At 58.0% G+C, this 17,064-nt stretch carries 14 protein-coding genes and 1 tRNA gene; 2 read left to right on the top strand and 13 right to left on the bottom strand.

Annotated features, from left to right (window positions below; all coding sequences use genetic code 11):
• Window positions 1-6 precede the first annotated feature (6 nt).
• The 11 genes from lysS to F4Y00_05685 all read right to left on the bottom strand — a co-directional run bounded on the left by lysS (window position 7) and on the right by F4Y00_05685 (window position 11,069).
• Window positions 7-1,578 carry a lysine--tRNA ligase gene (gene lysS, locus F4Y00_05735; GenBank protein MYE04456.1) on the bottom strand — a complete coding sequence of 524 codons (1,572 nt, stop codon included), beginning with the start codon at window positions 1,576-1,578 and terminating at the stop codon, window positions 7-9.
• 65 nt (window positions 1,579-1,643) lie between these two features.
• A tRNA-Val gene (locus F4Y00_05730) sits at window positions 1,644-1,717 on the bottom strand.
• 69 nt (window positions 1,718-1,786) lie between these two features.
• The gene (locus F4Y00_05725) at window positions 1,787-2,410 is read right to left on the bottom strand and encodes a hypothetical protein (GenBank protein ID MYE04455.1); all 624 of its coding nucleotides are present in this window, start codon (window positions 2,408-2,410) and stop codon (window positions 1,787-1,789) included.
• A 181-nt stretch (window positions 2,411-2,591) separates the two neighbouring features.
• Complete coding sequence (locus tag F4Y00_05720; protein MYE04454.1) at window positions 2,592-3,254, bottom strand: sigma-70 family RNA polymerase sigma factor; 663 nt, start codon at window positions 3,252-3,254, stop codon at window positions 2,592-2,594.
• A gap of 94 nt (window positions 3,255-3,348) precedes the next feature.
• On the bottom strand, window positions 3,349-4,371 hold the full coding sequence (gene holA / locus F4Y00_05715) for a DNA polymerase III subunit delta (protein ID MYE04453.1): 1,023 nt from the start codon (window positions 4,369-4,371) through the stop codon (window positions 3,349-3,351).
• Window positions 4,372-4,522: 151 nt separating this feature from the next.
• Window positions 4,523-5,059, bottom strand: coding sequence for a hypothetical protein (locus F4Y00_05710; GenBank protein ID MYE04452.1), 537 nt, complete (start codon window positions 5,057-5,059; stop codon window positions 4,523-4,525).
• Window positions 5,056-5,706: an NADH-quinone oxidoreductase subunit I gene (locus F4Y00_05705; protein MYE04451.1), complete on the bottom strand. Its 651-nt coding sequence runs from the start codon at window positions 5,704-5,706 to the stop codon at window positions 5,056-5,058. The genes F4Y00_05710 and F4Y00_05705 overlap by 4 nt, the downstream gene beginning before the upstream one ends.
• Before the next feature lie 186 nt (window positions 5,707-5,892).
• Window positions 5,893-7,212 (bottom strand): ribosome biogenesis GTPase Der, encoded by a 1,320-nt coding sequence (locus F4Y00_05700; GenBank protein MYE04450.1) that lies wholly within the window; start codon window positions 7,210-7,212, stop codon window positions 5,893-5,895.
• Between the two features lie 25 nt (window positions 7,213-7,237).
• Window positions 7,238-8,047, bottom strand: coding sequence for an undecaprenyl-diphosphate phosphatase (locus F4Y00_05695; protein ID MYE04449.1), 810 nt, complete (start codon window positions 8,045-8,047; stop codon window positions 7,238-7,240).
• A 170-nt stretch (window positions 8,048-8,217) separates the two neighbouring features.
• Entirely contained in the window at window positions 8,218-9,870 is a 1,653-nt protein-coding gene (locus F4Y00_05690; GenBank protein ID MYE04448.1) for a DUF814 domain-containing protein, read from the bottom strand.
• On the bottom strand, window positions 9,867-11,069 hold the full coding sequence (locus tag F4Y00_05685) for an aspartate aminotransferase family protein (GenBank protein ID MYE04447.1): 1,203 nt from the start codon (window positions 11,067-11,069) through the stop codon (window positions 9,867-9,869). The genes F4Y00_05690 and F4Y00_05685 overlap by 4 nt, the downstream gene beginning before the upstream one ends.
• 299 nt (window positions 11,070-11,368) lie before the next feature.
• Between F4Y00_05685 and F4Y00_05680 the strand changes: the two genes are divergently transcribed.
• The gene (locus F4Y00_05680) at window positions 11,369-12,778 is read left to right on the top strand and encodes a hypothetical protein (GenBank protein ID MYE04446.1); all 1,410 of its coding nucleotides are present in this window, start codon (window positions 11,369-11,371) and stop codon (window positions 12,776-12,778) included.
• 10 nt (window positions 12,779-12,788) lie between these two features.
• A complete protein-coding gene (locus F4Y00_05675) occupies window positions 12,789-14,342 on the top strand; it encodes an acyl-CoA carboxylase subunit beta (GenBank protein ID MYE04445.1) in 1,554 nt (517 codons plus the stop codon).
• A 3-nt stretch (window positions 14,343-14,345) separates the two neighbouring features.
• On the opposite strand, the gene F4Y00_05670 is transcribed toward F4Y00_05675, so the two are convergent.
• Both F4Y00_05670 and F4Y00_05665 read right to left on the bottom strand, forming a co-directional pair.
• Window positions 14,346-15,086: a succinate dehydrogenase/fumarate reductase iron-sulfur subunit gene (locus F4Y00_05670; protein ID MYE04444.1), complete on the bottom strand. Its 741-nt coding sequence runs from the start codon at window positions 15,084-15,086 to the stop codon at window positions 14,346-14,348.
• Window positions 15,087-15,140: 54 nt separating this feature from the next.
• Complete coding sequence (locus F4Y00_05665) at window positions 15,141-17,057, bottom strand: fumarate reductase/succinate dehydrogenase flavoprotein subunit (GenBank protein ID MYE04443.1); 1,917 nt, start codon at window positions 17,055-17,057, stop codon at window positions 15,141-15,143.
• Between the last annotated feature and the right edge of the window lie 7 nt (window positions 17,058-17,064).

Here is a 17,064-nt window from a genome sequence, read left to right as displayed (position 1 = left end):
GCGCTTTTATGTCACAGGGTCTTCGTCCTGGTTTTTCTGCACTTCGTCTTCTCCCTGGCCCGATTCCGGTCGGAGCAGGGGAAACAGAATGACGTCCCGGATCGATTCCTGTCCCGTCATCAGCATGGTGAGGCGGTCAATGCCCACACCCAGCCCGGCTGCAGGAGGCATGCCGTACTCCATCGCGCGAAGATAGTCCTCGTCTATCTGCATGGCTTCCTCGTCGCCTCCTGCGAGTAATCGGGCCTGATCCTCGAAGCGGTTGCGCTGGTCGATCGGGTCGTTCAGTTCGCTGAATGCATTACATATCTCTTTTGCATTGCAGATGAGTTCAAACCGCTCCACAAGCCCTTCCTCGCTGCGGTGGCGCTTTGCCAGCGGGCTCAGTGCAAGGGGGTAATCGGTGATGAAGGTGGGCTGGATAAGGTGTGGCTCTACCTTCTCGCCGAAAATATGATCGATGAGTTTGCCCGTCCCCATGCTTTCATCCACTTCGAGGTCGAGTTCCCGGGCGGTATCCGCTACTTCCTGTGCGTTTTTGTCTCGCAGTTGATGCCCGGTATACTCTGCAATGGCCTCGAAGAGCGGCAGGCGTCTCCAGGGCCGGCGGAAGGAGATCGTATGCTCGCCGGATTGCACATACGGCGTGCCGTGCAATTCCATCGCAATGTGCTCGATCATCTCTTCAACGAGTTCCATCATCCACTCATAATCCTTGTAGGAGACATAGAGCTCCATCATGGTGAATTCCGGATTATGGAAGCGGCTGAGTCCCTCGTTGCGAAAATCTTTTGAAATCTCGTAGACCCCCGTAAATCCACCGACCAGAAGCCGCTTCAGATACAGCTCGTCCGCAATGCGGAGATAGAGCGTCATATCGAGCGCATTGTGGTGTGTAGTGAAGGGCCTCGCACTCGCTCCTCCGTATATGGGCTGGAGCACAGGCGTTTCCACCTCGATATACCCCCGGTCGTCCAGAAAGCGGCGCATGATGGAAATAAGGCGCGCCCGCTGGCGAAAAACGTTTCGCACATCCGGGTTGACTACCAGATCGACATACCGCTGGCGGTAACGGAATTCCTTATTCGTGACTTCGTTATGTATGCCTTCGTCGGTTTCCTTGACTACCGGAAGGGGGCGGAGCGACTTCGACAGAATTCTGAATTCCTCGGCATGCACGCTGATCTCGCCCATGCGTGTCCGGAAAGCAAATCCCCTGACGCCGACAATATCCCCGATATCGAGCAGGCTGCGGATGACATCGCGATAATATCCCTCAGCAAGATCGTCGCGGCGCACATAGACCTGAATGGAGCCGGACTCGTCCTGCACGTCGAGGAAAGCGGCTTTGCCCATGACACGGAGCGACATGATGCGGCCGGCGATGGCTACATCGTATTGATCCCGAGGGGGGCGGTCTTCACCGGGTTGATGCAGGTTATCGTCGAACGTGTCGACGATGTGCGCGGTCTCGTGGGTGACCTCCCACGCATACGGATACGGATCAATGCCCGCTTCACGAAGCGCATGCAGTTCTTCGCGGCGGCGCTGTTGCTGCTCGTTCAGCGTTTCCGACATGTGCTCGTCAGGGTACCGGCCGCAATGTCGGCAGGAAAGACATGTTTTTTCTACGAAAAGGTATGTGGGCCCTACTGGATTTGAACCAGTGACCTCTCGCGTGTGAGGCGAGCGCTCTGAACCCCTGAGCTAAGGGCCCCAAGTACAGAGTATGGCGTTGCACGCAGGGAAGGGCATCCCGTTCCGAAACCACTATCGGAGTATCCTGTCAGGGAAATACCACCTCGGCAACCATGGAGCCGGCAGGGGTTGGTCGGGTCCGAAGTTCGCGCTTGATGCCGGCGGTTACGATGGATCGTGCGTGGTGGCGGCGCGGAGAATGGGGCAGGGGGTGAATCACAGACGAGTATGAAGATCGACGCATCATTTCGCCTGTATAGGGAAGGGACGAGGCGTGCTGCACATGGTGGGATCCGGCCATAGCGGAAGAGGGCATTCGACCGTTCCCGGATTGCACTCCTGATGCTCCCAGAACAAGCCCCAGCATTAATATCACCGTCACGGCGTAGGACGATGCTACGGTCCCCTTCGCTTCTTCCCCGGAAACGACAGGGGAAGGAACACTGGGGCGGGACGATTCGGCGGGAATGAAATTGCGGAGCCGATCGTGCAGATCACTCGGCGCCCGGCAACGACAAGCGTAACGACACAGAAGCCGACGCGTGCGCCTGAGGCGCTCGATATGCTCCTCCATGCCCGGATTGGCGCGCACATACTCCTCGAACACATGGCGAACGAGAGGATCCATGGTTCCATCCACGTATTCGCAGAGAAACTCGTCCTCAAGGTTCGAGGCGTCGTATGGTTTCGAATCGCTGTACCCGTTAGGCATAGGCAAACTAATCCGATTCCGACTACGGGTGGAAAACTTGCGGAAGAAGGATACTTGCTCCGGACAGGCTGTACCGGTCACCGTGTTATGTGACGCATAAGGCTGCTCCCGGATCCGGGGAAAAAGGGCTTTTCATTACACCCTGCGCCAGCCTTATTCGTGCAAGCACTGCGAGGCGAAGTTATTCCTCCTGTACAAAGTAGATATCCTTCAGAAGTATCTGAAGTTTCGTTCTGCCGCGATTAATTCTGCTTTTCACCGTTCCCATGGGCAATCCCGTGATCTCCGCGATTTCCTCGTACGACAGTTGCTGCACGTCCCGCAGCACGACTACTTCACGAAACTCCTCAGGAATTTTCGTCAACGCGTCCTGGATGTAGAAATCCTGGATCGAACTTTCCGTGTCCTTGTCCGGAGAGAAGGTTTCATCCGGTACTTCCATCTCGTACTCTTCGTCGTTCTTGTTGACCGACTGAAGAGAAGATATCCGGCGCCGTTTGCGCTTACGGTATTCCGACCGCGCCAGATTTCCGGCAATCGTGTAGAGCCATGTCGAAAAGCGGGCGATCCGTCGGTAGGAGTGCCTGTTGCGGTAGACCCTCAGAAATGTTTCCTGAAGAAGGTCCTCGCATTCCTTCATATCGCCGAGGAACCGGTAGATATAATTGGTGAGCGGATCCTTGTACCGGCTTACCAGAATGTCGAATGCCTCTACGGTTCCTGCCTGAAAATGTGACATCAGGTCCTCGTCGCTCATCGGACTGAGCGCATCCAGATACCGCGTATTCGGGTTCGTGTTCTTCCGGGTCGTATGGCGGCGCTTTATGACATGAGTGTTCTGCATGGGCGTACATCCTGGGTGTATGCTGACATCTATCGCACAAGATCGGGAACGTACGGTCCCCCATTCTTATTGTGCGGTAAACAAGGCAATGTGGTCATAAGGGGGGCGGTAGTATTTTGCGAAGCATTAATGTCATCACCAGACGTTCGCTCCGCGCGGCTCCTCCCTTCAGTTCGTAATCCGCTGCCAGCAATACGGGGAACGTATTCCGGATCGCCGGCGCCTTGTATCGGCGGAGGCTTGTCAGGTATTCCTTGAGGAAAAATGGCGATATGCCAATATGGCGTGCCATTTCCTTGTTTGACATGGACGATTCGCAGGCGCTGAGTTTCCAGAGCTTCGTGAAATAAGCGTTCAGGACGGCAATGATCATGAGTGCTTCTCCGCGCACATTGGATGCACGCGGCAACATTCGTTCCATAATGTGAAACGCATCTCTGCCGCGCTGCTCGCCTATTGCCTTCTGCAATTCGAAGACATTGACACTCCGACTATGTCCACCCGCGCGAACAACATCGTCCGCTGTAATGGTCTCTCGTCCGGCCGCATAGGTTTCAAGTTTTTCCATCTCGCGGACCACCGTCCCGAGATCGGCGCCCGCATAGTCGGCCAGCATATGTATGGCCTCCGGCGTCATATCGTATCCCTGCTTTGCTGCGCGCTCCTTGATCCAGCCGGGCATCTGATTGCTGTAGAGCGGTTTGCTTTCCATCGCAACGGCGTGCTCCCGAAGGGCCCGGTAGGGATGCCTTGAGCGGTCCGGTTTCGAGTTGCATACGAGTGCGACCACCGCCGCCGGATTCGGACGCTGCGCATACTCTTTGAACAGGCGGTTGTCCTTCAGTTTTTCAAAGTCGCGTACGATCACGACACGCCGTTCACTCATTACCGGGAAGGACGCACACAGTGCCAGCACATGCTGTGCATCCGTATCGGGGCCGTACACGATATCGAGATTAAAGTCTCGTTCGTGCGGGGCGAGCGCATTCGCCAGCAGGACCTCCTGCAATTCGTCGATAAGAAACCGCTCCTCGCCGTAGAAAAAATAGAGCGGTTTGAAGTTTCCCTGCCGGAATGCCGAGGCGATGTCATTGTATGTTTTTTCGCGTGCGGCCATGTTCCCGGGAGCTATGCAAGTATTTCTCGACGCAAAGGGCTGGTAAGGTACGGATTCTCGTTTTTGCTCCGGACCTTTATATCCATTAAACGGAGTTTTTCCGTAATCGTTACACCGAGCGCAGGTTTTTTAGAACCCGCGCTGCGCCGTATTATTTTGGAATGTCCTCCCTGCGCGAAGTGAGTCTGCTTTCGTGAAGCCGGGTCGCTGCCCTGCGCAGAAGATCGACATCGTGTCGGATGACATGATGGGCCAGACCAAACACGTCCGTGACGGCGCCATTGATTGTCACCGGGGTCCGCCACGCATGTACATCGAGCCCGGAAAATAAGGTCGCCAACCCTGTACGGGCCGTGCTGATATGATCGAGCACGGCCTCTATTTCCGTGTGTTCCGGCGCTGCGTCGTCAAGCATCTCTCTTTCCCCGGGGACATCGAGGGAAACATCCTTCCCTTCCGCGAGACGGGCAACCGCCGGAGAATATACCTTTTGGTCAAAAAGGTACAGCGACACATACATTTCCAGGAAGGAGAGCTCGCTTTCTATCGGCCGCCCTTTCAGAACGCTTTCCGGAATGCGTCCGACATGCTCCCGCAACACGGCGGTTTCGTCGATCAGATACGCCAGTTGATCCAGCAATGCCTGGCGTACCCCGGCGGTTCGGGGAACGTCGGAGGCGTTGGTCATTCCGTATCGGGCAACGGCTCGGTCGGAGCCTCTGTATCAGCGTGGATTTCCTGCGCCAGCGATGCAAGAAAAGCACGGTCCCTGAGACTGTGCACGTTGTTTTCCCGCCGGAAATCCCATTGTTCTCCGAACTGCCGGTCCTTGTAGGCCTCGAGCCAATCGAACCGGTCCTTGAGACGTTCTGCCGGCATAAGCAGTCGTTCCAGACCAAATACGGCTTCCTCCCGACTCTGGAAGGTCAGATCGTATTCTTTCGACATGACGATGGCTTCTTCCGGGCAGACTTCCTCGCAGTACCCGCAGTAGATGCACCGGAGCATGTTGATCTCGAACCACTCCGGTTCCCGCTCCTTGGCCCCCTCCATTTCGCGCGATTGCATGGCAATAGCCATCGGGGGACAAGCTCGTGCGCACAGGTTGCAGGAAACGCAACGGGGACGGCCCTCTTCCTCGACCAGCACCGGACGGCCCCGATAACTGTCGGGGGGATACCATTGCTCTTCCGGGTACTGGAGGGTATAGCTTGGCTGCTGCATTTTGCGAAAGCTGTACCCAAGGCCCTTGAACACTTCCGGGAGATACAGACGCTCCCAGAAATTGAGCGTGCGCTCATTCTTCTTTTTCACAGGTAGCGGTTTGCCGGGCATGGCGGACTCGGAGGAAGCGAAAAATATCAACGCAAAGATACTACGCAAGATACGCCCTGACGACGGATATCGCGAGGATTCGCCGGAGAAGATCGCGGAAATACGACGCGCTCTTGCAGAAAAGGCTTCAGCATGCGGGAAGCGCCTCGTGCCACGTGGTTTCGGGGGGTGCTGCCGGAAGCAGATCTACGCGCGCTCCCGCGACTTGGCGCGAAACACCAGGGTAAGCGGGACCCCGTCGAAATCGAATGCCTTGCGGAGTTCGTTTCCGAGATATCGCCGGTATGACTCGTGTACGCCTTTCGGATAATTGCAAAAAAAGGCGAATACGGGAGGATTCGATGCCACCTGCGACGCATACTTTATCCGCACGAACTGGTTACGCCATGTGGGAGGATGATGCCTGCTGATAGCTTTTTGCATCACTTCGTTTACTTCATGGGTCGGAATGCGCAGACGCAGCCGCTCATAAATTGCAATGGCTGAGTTGAGTACGGTATGCACCCGTTGGCGGGTGAGCGCGGAAATGAACAATATGGGCACATAGTCCAGCATCGGGAGCCGCTTGCGAATTCCACGGCGCCAGTCCCGGGCCGTGTTGGTTTCTTTCTCGACCAGGTCCCATTTGTTTACGGCGATAACGAGCCCTTTTCTGAGTTCTTCCGCCTGCTTCAGAATGCGGATATCCTGCATCTGAAGGCCATCGGCGGCATCCACCAGAAGCACAGCGACATCGCACGCCGCCAGGGCTCGACGGGTCCGCAGCGTGGCGTAAAATTCTATGTTTCCGGCCACTCTTGCCCGCTTGCGCAGACCGGCCGTGTCGACCAGCACGATTTCCCGGTCCTCGAATTCGATCACCGAGTGAATGGCGTCCCGGGTCGTGCCGGGGATTTCCGTGACGATAGATCGTGGAAATCCGAGAATGGCGTTCGCCAGCGAAGATTTACCGGCATTCGGTTTACCGACCAGCGCCACACGAATACGGGTATCCTCGGGCAGGGTCTCCGGGGCATCCGGCAGCTCGGCGGTCAGGTCGTCGAGCATTTCCCCGGTGCCGGTCCCGTTGATAGCGCTCACAGGATACACCTCGCCCAGTCCGAGTCCATAGAATACGCCGGCTTGCCAGCGCCGCTGGTCATTGTCCGCCTTGTTGGCGACTACCAGAACAGGCTTGTCGGTCCGGCGGAGCACTGCGCTCAGTTCCTCGTCGAGATCCGTGATACCGGTCATAACGTCTACGACGAAAAGAATGGCATCGGCCTCGTCAATAGCGATATGCACTTGCTCGCGGATGGCTTCTGCAAACACCTCGGCGGTAGCTGGCACGAACCCTCCTGTATCCACGGCATCGAACGTATGCCCCGCCCATTCGACCGTGCCGTACACCCGGTCGCGCGTGACCCCGGGCTCGTCATGCACAATGGTTTGCCGCGCCTCCACCAGACGATTGAAGAGCGTTGACTTGCCCACATTCGGGCGGCCAACGACAGCTACCAGCCTCATGAGGTCCTTACCATATATCTGCCATTTACAACCACCACCACAGCCCCAAACCGCCCACAAGGAAGCAATAATAGGCGAACCAGGCCAGGTTTCCCTGCTTCACGAAATGGATTACCGTCCTGATTGCCCATACGCCGGATGCATACGCAACAAGTGTACCCAAAAGAATCGGCAGCAGATTCGTGATGTCTCCGGCCTGCGCAATCCGTATTGCCTCGATACCCGTTGCGCCTGTAATGACCGGCACCGACATAAGGAACGAAAAGGCGACCGCCTGTGCGGGTCGTACGTTCTGGTACAGTGCAGCGCAGATCGTCGCTCCCGAACGGGAAATACCGGGAATCATCGCCAGCCCCTGCGCCACTCCCGTCACGATGGATTTCCATGCGGATATATCCCCTGCGGGGTGCGGGCGAATGCGGGTGAGCAGCAGCAGAGCGCCTGTAACGAGAAGCATACCGGCGGTGAGATGCGGCGCCGAAAAAGCGGCTTCCAGAGGCTCTCTGAAAAGTATATACATTACCCCGCCGGGGATCATGGACAGGAGGATGAAGATCGCAAATCGAAAATCCCTGTTGCTGCGGTACTGTGCGCCGATGCGGCCGGGCCGATGTACCCCCTCCCATACCCCGCGCACTATTTCAAGGATGCGGACGCGGTATACCGTGGCAATACTCAGGACCGTGCCGAAATGCACGAACACTTCGAAGGTAATGTTATCGATCTCCAGACCAAGCAAGTGCTGGACGAGCACAAGATGTCCCGAGGAAGAAACGGGGAGAAATTCCGTTATTCCCTGAATGAGACCGAGAAGCGCTGCCTCCCACCAGGTCATGACATAGAGCGTGTGCTGGATTAGGACGAATGTTTGTGCCGAGCGTGCAAGGTACGCATTGCAGACCGGCATAGGAAACGTGAGGATACCTTGCCGGTCGGGGGTTGAACTACAGGAGTATACGGGAAATCATAGTGGTAACAGGCCCTGGTGTGCTGCACAGGTCCGGTTTACGACGCACTGTCCGGAAGGCCGGGTTCCACAAGGACTACGGTTTCACGTTCCACCGTTACGGCGCCGGGCGGCGTTCCTTTCGCTTTGCGCACGTATTTGCGTTCGGTGACCATCACCGGCACAAGGTTGCTTCCCCGGGCCTTGCTGAACCAGGCGGCGATGGATGCCGCTTGCCGCACGATAGCGTTTCCGGGCGCCGCATTGCGATGGGGCAGCCGGAGCACGGCGTGTACGCCCGATACGCCGCGGGCATGCATCCAGAGGTCGTATTTTTGCGCGTGACGAAACGTCAGTTCGTCATTCTGACGGGCATTGCGGCCTACCCAGACCTCATATCCTTCCGGCAGGCGGAATCTTCGAAAAGGTATTCGTTTGTTTTCCTGTTCCGCATCGGGCAGGAAGCGGGCCAGCCGGTCAGCCTGTTCCTTGCGGAAGGTGCGCAAGGCCCGCAGGCTTTCCGTGGCATGCAGCGCATCCAGCAGGTCCTGGACTTTCTGTGCGTCTTTTTCTGTCTCCGCCAGGCGATTTTCGGCGGTTTCGCGCGCAACGCGCGTGCGCCGCGCCCGGTCGTAAAATACCTGTGCGTTTTCCATACCCGAAAGGGCAGGGTCAAGAGGCACGGTTACCCTTTTTCCTTCCGCGAACAGGTCTTCGAGGGATGCTTCCTCGGCGCCTCGAGGGATATCGTGCGCCTGGGCCGTCAGCAGATGCCCCCAGGTCTCGTAACGACCGGCGCGGCTTTCCCGGGACAATTCTTCCTTCATGTGTCGTACCCGCCGGGCGTATCGCTTCGCTGCACGTTCGAGCGCCTTGTCCATAGGGTCGAACAGTTCCCGGAAGCGATGATGCGCCAGGGATCGGCGTACTCCTTCCTGAACGGCCTTGCTGACCGTGTCGAACGTTTCTTCCTGGAGATGGCGAGCGTGTTCGAGGGCAATGAGCGAGAAAATCGGGGCGCCCTTTTCGTCCCGGTATATGCGGGGAGCCGGGGCGAGGAGAGCCCGGCGCACTGTTTCCACGGTTCGGAAAAGCGCCTGCAGATCGCCGGGAGGCACATCGTCCGTTCCCTGCGGATCCAACCCGGCGCGGGTGATCGTCTCAATGCCGAGGGTACGATCGAACAACGGATACGCCCGGCAAACCGTCCGGACGATGGAGCCGCCCTTCGGGCGCCAGCTTGCTTCGAATGCCGTACAGGTATCGGGGTCGGGCGCCGGACGCGGTGCGGGAGGGGCGGATCCTGCGAGCGCGGCATCGTTCCGAAAAGCAGTCAGGATGCGGTCATCCGCCACGAGGAATACATTGGCATGCGGGCCGAACAACGGAATATGAAAGGTCATGCCGCCGGAGAGCCCGAGAAAGATCATGCGATCCCGGTCAGCGATCCGCAGGGTTTCCATCCTTCTGCCGATGGCCGGCTCGAACAGCGTAGCGACATTGCGGCGGGCGCGGGCGTACCCGTCGGCGCAAACGATGAAAAGAAGAGGAAGCCGGACACCGATACGGACGGTTCGGGTGGTCCCCGGGGCGCTAAATGCCAGCGAGAGTTCGTCCCGTTCCTGCGACCAGGCGTCTTCGAGCGTACACCCGATCAGCGAAGTTTGCCATTCCGCAATCAGTGCCCGCAGCGTATGGTAATTCGCAATCATGCCTGCGTATCCTGCTCCACTGTGTCCAGCGCCCGGATAATCGTATCACAAGCTCCGTCGAGTACGTCGAAGGGGATCGTAAGCGGAGGGGCAATGCGCACCAGGCAGTCCGAGTAAAGCGTCCATCCGAGCAGCACACCTTCTTCGAGGCACCGACGCACGGTCCGGGCGGTCAGGTCTGTATCGCGAAGTTGCATTCCCAGCATAGCGCCCCGTCCCCGCACTTCGACGATCAACGGATGGTGCAAACGCTGACGAACCCGTTTTTCTATGGCGCGGGCCCGAACGGGAAGTTCCTCGTCGACGATCACCTGCAGGGCGGCCAGTGCGGCGGCGCAGGATACCGGATGTCCTCCGAATGTGGTTACATGACTCAGTGGGGGGTCCCGCCGCAGCGCCTGAAAGCGGTCCGCGCTGGAAATGAATGCCCCAAGCGGCATGCCGCCGCCGAAGGCTTTGGCAATCGTCAGAATGTCGGGAATGACGCCGAACTGCTCGAACGCAAAAAGCGTTCCGGTGCGTCCGAATCCTGTTTGCACCTCGTCGAAGATCAGCAGGGCGCCGGTTTCGTTGCAGCGCGCTCGCAGGGCCCGCATCCAGTTGTCCTCCGGTATGTTGATGCCGCCTTCCCCCTGAATCGGCTCTGTGATCACGCAGGCCGTTTGTTCGTCGATGGCCTGCAGGGCGCGCTCGTGGTTGAAGGGGAGTATGTCCACATTGGGCAACAGCGGACGAAAGGGATCCTGGTACACGTCTCGACCAGTCACGGACAGGGAACCGTGCGTGTCCCCGTGGAACGACCCCTCGAAAGCGATCATCCTTGACCGTCCCGTTCCTTTTTTTGCCAGCTTCAGGGCGCCTTCATTGGCCTCTGTTCCGGAGTTTGTGAAATAGGTTACCTGAAGAGAAGGGGGTAGGCGTCCGGCCAGAAATGCAGCCAGATCCACCTGCGGGCGCTGCACGAATTCGCCGTAGACCATGACATGCATATGGCGGGCAGCTTGCTTCCGGACAGCCTCGACGACCGCCGGATGTCCGTGCCCCAGCGAAGAAACGGCAATACCGCTGATCATATCGACGATGCGACGCCCATCGGAGAGGTATAACCAGGATCCCTGTGCCCGGTCTATGACGAGCCCGAGCGGCGTATCGCTTGTCCACGCCATGAATCGTTCGAATCGTTCCTGCAGCAATGACATAATCGAGGGGTTTTTTACGTATCCGCCGTATCCCGACGATGAATAAATACGCGGTGGCTTGGTCGAATGCAATGTTCCGGAAGACGGGAACCTGCATGCAGGGCGCTCCGTGGAAAACGGCAACGGGTTTTTTGTGTCCGGATTTTGGTCATGACAACCCGGCCATATCCGGTGTCGAGGCATCCACAGGTTCCCGAACCAGGATGTCCTGAACATAGCGCGCGGTCGCCTTTCTGCCCCTCCACCCATCGAACCGCCGCTTGCCGCGTCGTTAATTTCATTCGTTGCAACGGCATACCATGATTACTACGATCGCTCAAGCCCTGTTCGATCGCCTGATCGATGCATTTCCCGCGGATCGCACATACGGACGTTCGGACATCCGACGCGATCCGATGCCGGAGGCGCTCGCTGATTATCTCGAACAGGTACTAAATATGAAACTCCGGGATACCCTCCCGGAGCGCAATCTGCAAAATTCCTGGGTGGATCTGCAGGCAGCAGAGGTGCAAGAGGCACACACCCGTTTTATGGAGGTCATGAAGCGCCATCCGGCTTTTCCTGCTTTCGTATGGGCCGACTTCCTGAAGAATGCGTGCCAACAGACGCTCTATCTGGTTATCCAGCCCACGGCTTCGCTGATCGATTCGGTGTTTGATCCGTTGGGCACTCCGGTGCGTGCAGGCACGATGCGTGATCGCATGGGGTTGTATCCTGCGAAGATTCCGTACCGGGAAGCGCTCGAAACCTGGCTGGATGAACAGGGTGACGAGCCGGTTGGACGAGATCGGTTCGAAGAGTTCCTGTGTCAGGCCGATCAACAACTTGCCTCGGACAGTTCCCCGGAGGACTGGCTCCGATTATTCGATCCGCTTGTCAGCGTGCTTGCTACTGCCGGATATCGTGAGGTCCCCACGGAGTTTGTCCAAGCGTTTTTACAGGAAAAGGGAGCGGAAAAGGTTTTGCACCGCCTCGAACAGCAATTCGGTTCGGAGGAAAGCATTCCTTTCGACAAGTTGGAGGTATTGTTTGCGCCCGATGCAGCAGAAAGCGGCAAGTCCGTCAGGAAGGCCGCAAACGCGCCCGCAAGACCGGCGGAGCGCCGCCAGGAAGCGCAACCCTTGTGGAAACGGTTCGCGCAGGCAGGTGACGATGTTTCGCCACCTGCTGAGTCTCCCGCATCCTCTTCGCCTGTCGACAGCGTGGATACTTCGGCCGAGCCGCGCTGGAAACAATTCCGCGCGGGTTCTCCGCCGGCGGCTGCCGAAGAAGTGCTCGAAAACGCCGTGGCCACGGAGCGAACACCCGCGGAGAACGGCGCACCTGCGGAAATCGAAACGGCTACGCAGCCGGAACCTTCTGTCCGGATTTTTACGCTCGAACGGAGCCATTCCGTGCTTCCGAAAAATGAATCCGTTGTTTCTGATACCTCTGCAGACGCCGGCGAAGCCCCTACGGGACTGACCCGTCTTGAACATACCGTACTCGGGGAACGCGGCGCGCGGAACCGCGATCTTTTTGTCCAGTGTCTTTTTCAGGGCAAGGAGCAGGCGTATGAAGCCGTTCTGGAGCGCCTGGAAGACGCAAGGGACTGGTCGGAGGCTTCGCAGACCATCGCCAACGAGGTGTTCCTGAAGCATCAGGTGAACATCTACAGCCCTCCCGCCGTGACTTTCACCGAGGCCGTAGAGGCCCGATACTGCACCTGATCCGTTATTCATGGACGATCGCGAAAAGAGGCGTGCCGATCTCGAGAGACGCCGCGAAGAGGCTCGTCTTGGTGGGGGAGCGGCGCGTATTGCACAGCAACACGAACGGGGGAAATTGACCGCCCGGGAGCGGCTCGATATTCTTCTGGACGACGGGTCTTTTCAGGAAACAGGTGTGTTCGTACGGCATCAGGTGCAGGATTTCGGGCTTGACGAGCACCGCCCGTACGGCGACGGCGTGGTTACGGGTTTTGGCACGATCGACGGTCGTCTTGTCTATGTCTATAGTCAGGATTTCACCGTATTCGGGGGGTCGCTCGGGCTTGCCCATGCCCGCAAGATCACCCGTCTTATAAACCTGGCGCTGGAGAATGGGGCGCCTGTCATCGGGTTGAATGATTCCGGGGGCGCCCGCATACAGGAAGGTGTCGATTCGCTCGGCGGCTATGCGGAGATTTTTCTTCTGAATACCATGGCTTCCGGCGTAGTGCCGCAGCTATCCGCAGTGCTTGGTCCATGCGCAGGCGGTGCGGTGTACAGTCCGGCCATTACGGACTTTGTCTTTATGGCGAAGAACACGAGTTATATGTTCGTGACCGGCCCCAATGTGGTAAAGACGGTAACCCAGGAAGAAGTGACTGCCGAGGAATTGGGAGGTGCCCGCACCCATACCGAAAAGAGCGGGGTCGCCCACATGGCCTGCGAGAACGAGGTGGAGTGCCTGCACCGGATACGCGATCTGTTTGGTTTTATCCCGCAGAATTGCGAGGATGCTCCTCCTTTCGTCCCCACCGACGATCCGCCGGATCGCATGGACGAAGCGCTCAACGATATGGTGCCGGAGCATCCGAACAAGCCCTACGATATGCTGGAAGTGATCCGGGCGCTTGTGGACGAGCGCAATTTCTTCGAGATCCATGCCGAGTTTGCGCCGAATCTCCTTGTAGGGTTTGCCCGTCTCGGCGGTCAGTCTATAGGCGTGGTTGCGAACAATCCCGCTGCGCTGGCAGGGGTGCTGGACATGGACGCATCGGTCAAAGGTGCGCGTTTCGTGCGGTTTTGCGATGCCTTCAATATCCCATTGCTCGTCCTGGAGGACGTTCCCGGATTTATGCCGGGAACCGATCAGGAATGGGGGGGCATTATCCGGCATGGCGCCAAGCTTCTTTATGCATTCTGTGAAGCCACCGTGCCCAAAATAACCGTCATCACCCGCAAGGCGTACGGGGGCGCCTACGATGTGATGAACTCGAAACACATCCGGGGAGACCTCAACTTTGCCTGGCCTACTGCGGAAATCGCCGTAATGGGGCCGAAGGGGGCCGTTGAAATCATCTACAAGCGTCAACTGGCCGAGGCGGACGATCCCGCGGCGGCGGAAGAAGATTTTATCCGGCACTACCGGGATACGTTCGCGAATCCCTATATCGCTGCCGGACAAGGGTACATCGATGACATTATTTTTCCCGCTGAAACGCGGTCTCGACTTGTCCGGGGGTTCGATATGCTACGGAACAAGGTGGCCCGTAATCCCCGGAAAAAGCACGGGAATATTCCCTTGTAGGCCCTACCCGAAAAGAGCGCGCAGGTACTCGCGCCGCATCTTTGCAATAGCGGCGATGGAAATTTGCTTCGGACACACGGCCTCACATTCCCCGTGATTCGAGCAATCTCCGAATCCCTCGGCTTTCATCTGGTCTACCATGCGCACAACCCGCTCCTTGCGTTCGACCTGACCCTGGGGGAGGTGTGCAAGGTGGGCTACTTTTGCGCCCGTGAACAAGGAGGCGGATGCATTCGGACATGAGGCGACGCAGGCCCCGCAACCGATGCATGTGGCGAAATCGAACGCCTCGTCCACATGTTCCTTCGGAATGGGAAGGCTGTTTGCATCCGGTGCTCCCCCCGTATCGACGGAGACGTAGCCGCCCGCTGCAATAATGCGGTCGAATGCGCTGCGATCCACCACCAGATCCTTGATGATGGGAAAAGCGGCGGCGCGGAAGGGTTCGACGACAATCGTGTCTCCGTCCTTGTAGTGCCGCATATGCAACTGGCACACGGCCGTAGCCTTCATGGGGCCATGCGCGATACCCCCCACCATAAGGCCGCAGGAGCCGCAAATACCCTCGCGGCAATCGTTGTCGAACTCGACCGGGTCTTCGCCCTTTTTGATGAGTTCCTCGTTCAATACGTCAAGCGCCTCGAGGAAGGACATATCCTCGTTCAGGTTCTCGAGCGTGTAATCGACCAGTTTTCCCTTTGCATCCGGGCCGGACTGCCGCCAGACTTTCAAGTGTATGGTCATCGTTTGCGCCATGCGGCTGCGGAATGGTTCAGTGCTTCGACAAATGTTCTGCCGTTATTTGTAGCTCCTCGTGGACAAATCGACCACCTCAAAAGATAGCGTTTCCTTGTGCAGTACCGGAGATGCCGTATCTCCCGTGAATTCCCATGCGGCCACGTAGGTATACTCTTCGTCCCGGCGCAGCGCCTCGCCTTCTTCCGTTTGATATTCCTCACGGAAATGAGCGCCGCACGATTCGTCTCTGTGCAGAGCGTCCCGGGCCATGAGTTCTCCCAGTTCGAGAAAGTCCGCTACGCGGCCTGCAAATTCGAGGTTCTTGTTCAAGGTGTCTTTGCGACCGGGCACGGATACGTTTTCCCAGTATTCGGCGCGCAGATCTGCAATGGCGTCCATGGCGTGCTGGAGTCCCTTCCGGTTTCGGGACATACCTACGTAGTCCCACATGATCTGTCCAAGTTCCCTGTGAAATTCCGTGACCGTTTTGCCTCCATCGACATGGAGCAGGCGTTTGATACGGTCCTCCGCCGCGCCGGATGCCTCGTCGAACGGCGCCTCCGAAACATCCACCTTGCCACTGCCGCCGCCGGAGGCAATGTAGTCTCCCAGCGTCGAAGAAATGACAAAATACCCGTCGGCAAGGCCCTGCATGAGTGCGCTGGCCCCCAACCGGTTTGCACCGTGGTCGGAAAAATTGGCTTCTCCCAGCACGAACAGCCCCGGGATCGTGCTCATGAGGCGGTAATCGACCCACAGGCCGCCCATCGTGTAGTGTACGGCGGGATAGATCCGCATCGGAACCCCGTACGGATTTTCACCCGTGATGCGCTCGTACATTTCGAAAAGATTCCCGTACCGTTCTCTCACTCCGGATTCCCCGAGACGCCCGATCGCATTCTCAAAATCCAGATAGACAGCCTGCCTCGTAGCACCTACGCCGAATCCATCGTCGCATACCACTTTGGCGGCGCGCGATGCCACATCCCGGGGGACAAGATTGCCGAAACCGGGATACCGGCGCTCCAGGAAGTAGTCACGTTCCTCTTCCGGGATGTTTTCAGGGGGGCGGGCATCGCCGGCTTTCCGGGGCACCCAGACCCTGCCGTCATTGCGCAGGCTTTCGCTCATGAGCGTCAGTTTGGATTGGTACTGCCCCGACACGGGAATACAGGTCGGGTGAATCTGGGTGTAACACGGATTGGCGAAAAAGGCGCCTTTCCGGTGGCATCGCCATGCTGCAGTGACGTTGGAATTTTTGGCGTTCGTGGAAAGAAAATACACGTTGCCGTAGCCTCCTGTGCATAGCAGCACGGCGTCGCCGGCATGGCGTTCCAGCTCACCGGTTACGAGATTGCGGACAATAATACCCCGCGCCTGACCGTCCACGACTACGAGTTCGAGCATTTCCCTGCGAGGAAACATCTTTACCCCGCCGGTCCGGATCTGCCGTTCGAGCGCCTGGTAAGCGCCCAGCAGCAGTTGCTGGCCGGTCTGGCCTCTGGCATAGAACGTACGCGACACCTGGGCCCCGCCAAAGGAGCGATTGTCAAGCAGGCCGCCGTATTCCCGCGCGAACGGGACGCCCTGCGCAACGCACTGGTCAATGATATGGTTACTGACGGCGGCAAGACGGTGCACATTTGCCTCGCGGGCACGATAGTCTCCCCCCTTGATCGTGTCGTAAAACAGACGCCAGACGGTGTCCCCGTCGTTCGGATAATTCTTGGCGGCGTTAATGCCGCCCTGCGCCGCGATCGAATGAGCGCGGCGGGCCGAATCCTGGATACAGAACACTTTGACATTATATCCGAGCTCGGCCAGCGTGGCTGCGGCGGAGCCTCCGGCCAGCCCCGTACCTACCACAAGGATATCATGCTTCCGTTTGTTTGCCGGATTGACGAGCTTCGCCCTGTCGAGATAGTTCTGCCACTTCTCTGCAAGGGGGCCGGGCGGAACGTGGGCTTCCAGATTCATGGCTGCG

The organism is Bacteroidetes bacterium SB0662_bin_6 (assembly GCA_009839485.1).
Taxonomy (GTDB): Bacteria; Bacteroidota; Rhodothermia; order Rhodothermales; family VXPQ01; genus VXPQ01.
Note: the sequence above shows the minus strand (reverse complement) of the source record. Positions and strands in the feature narration are given on the sequence as shown.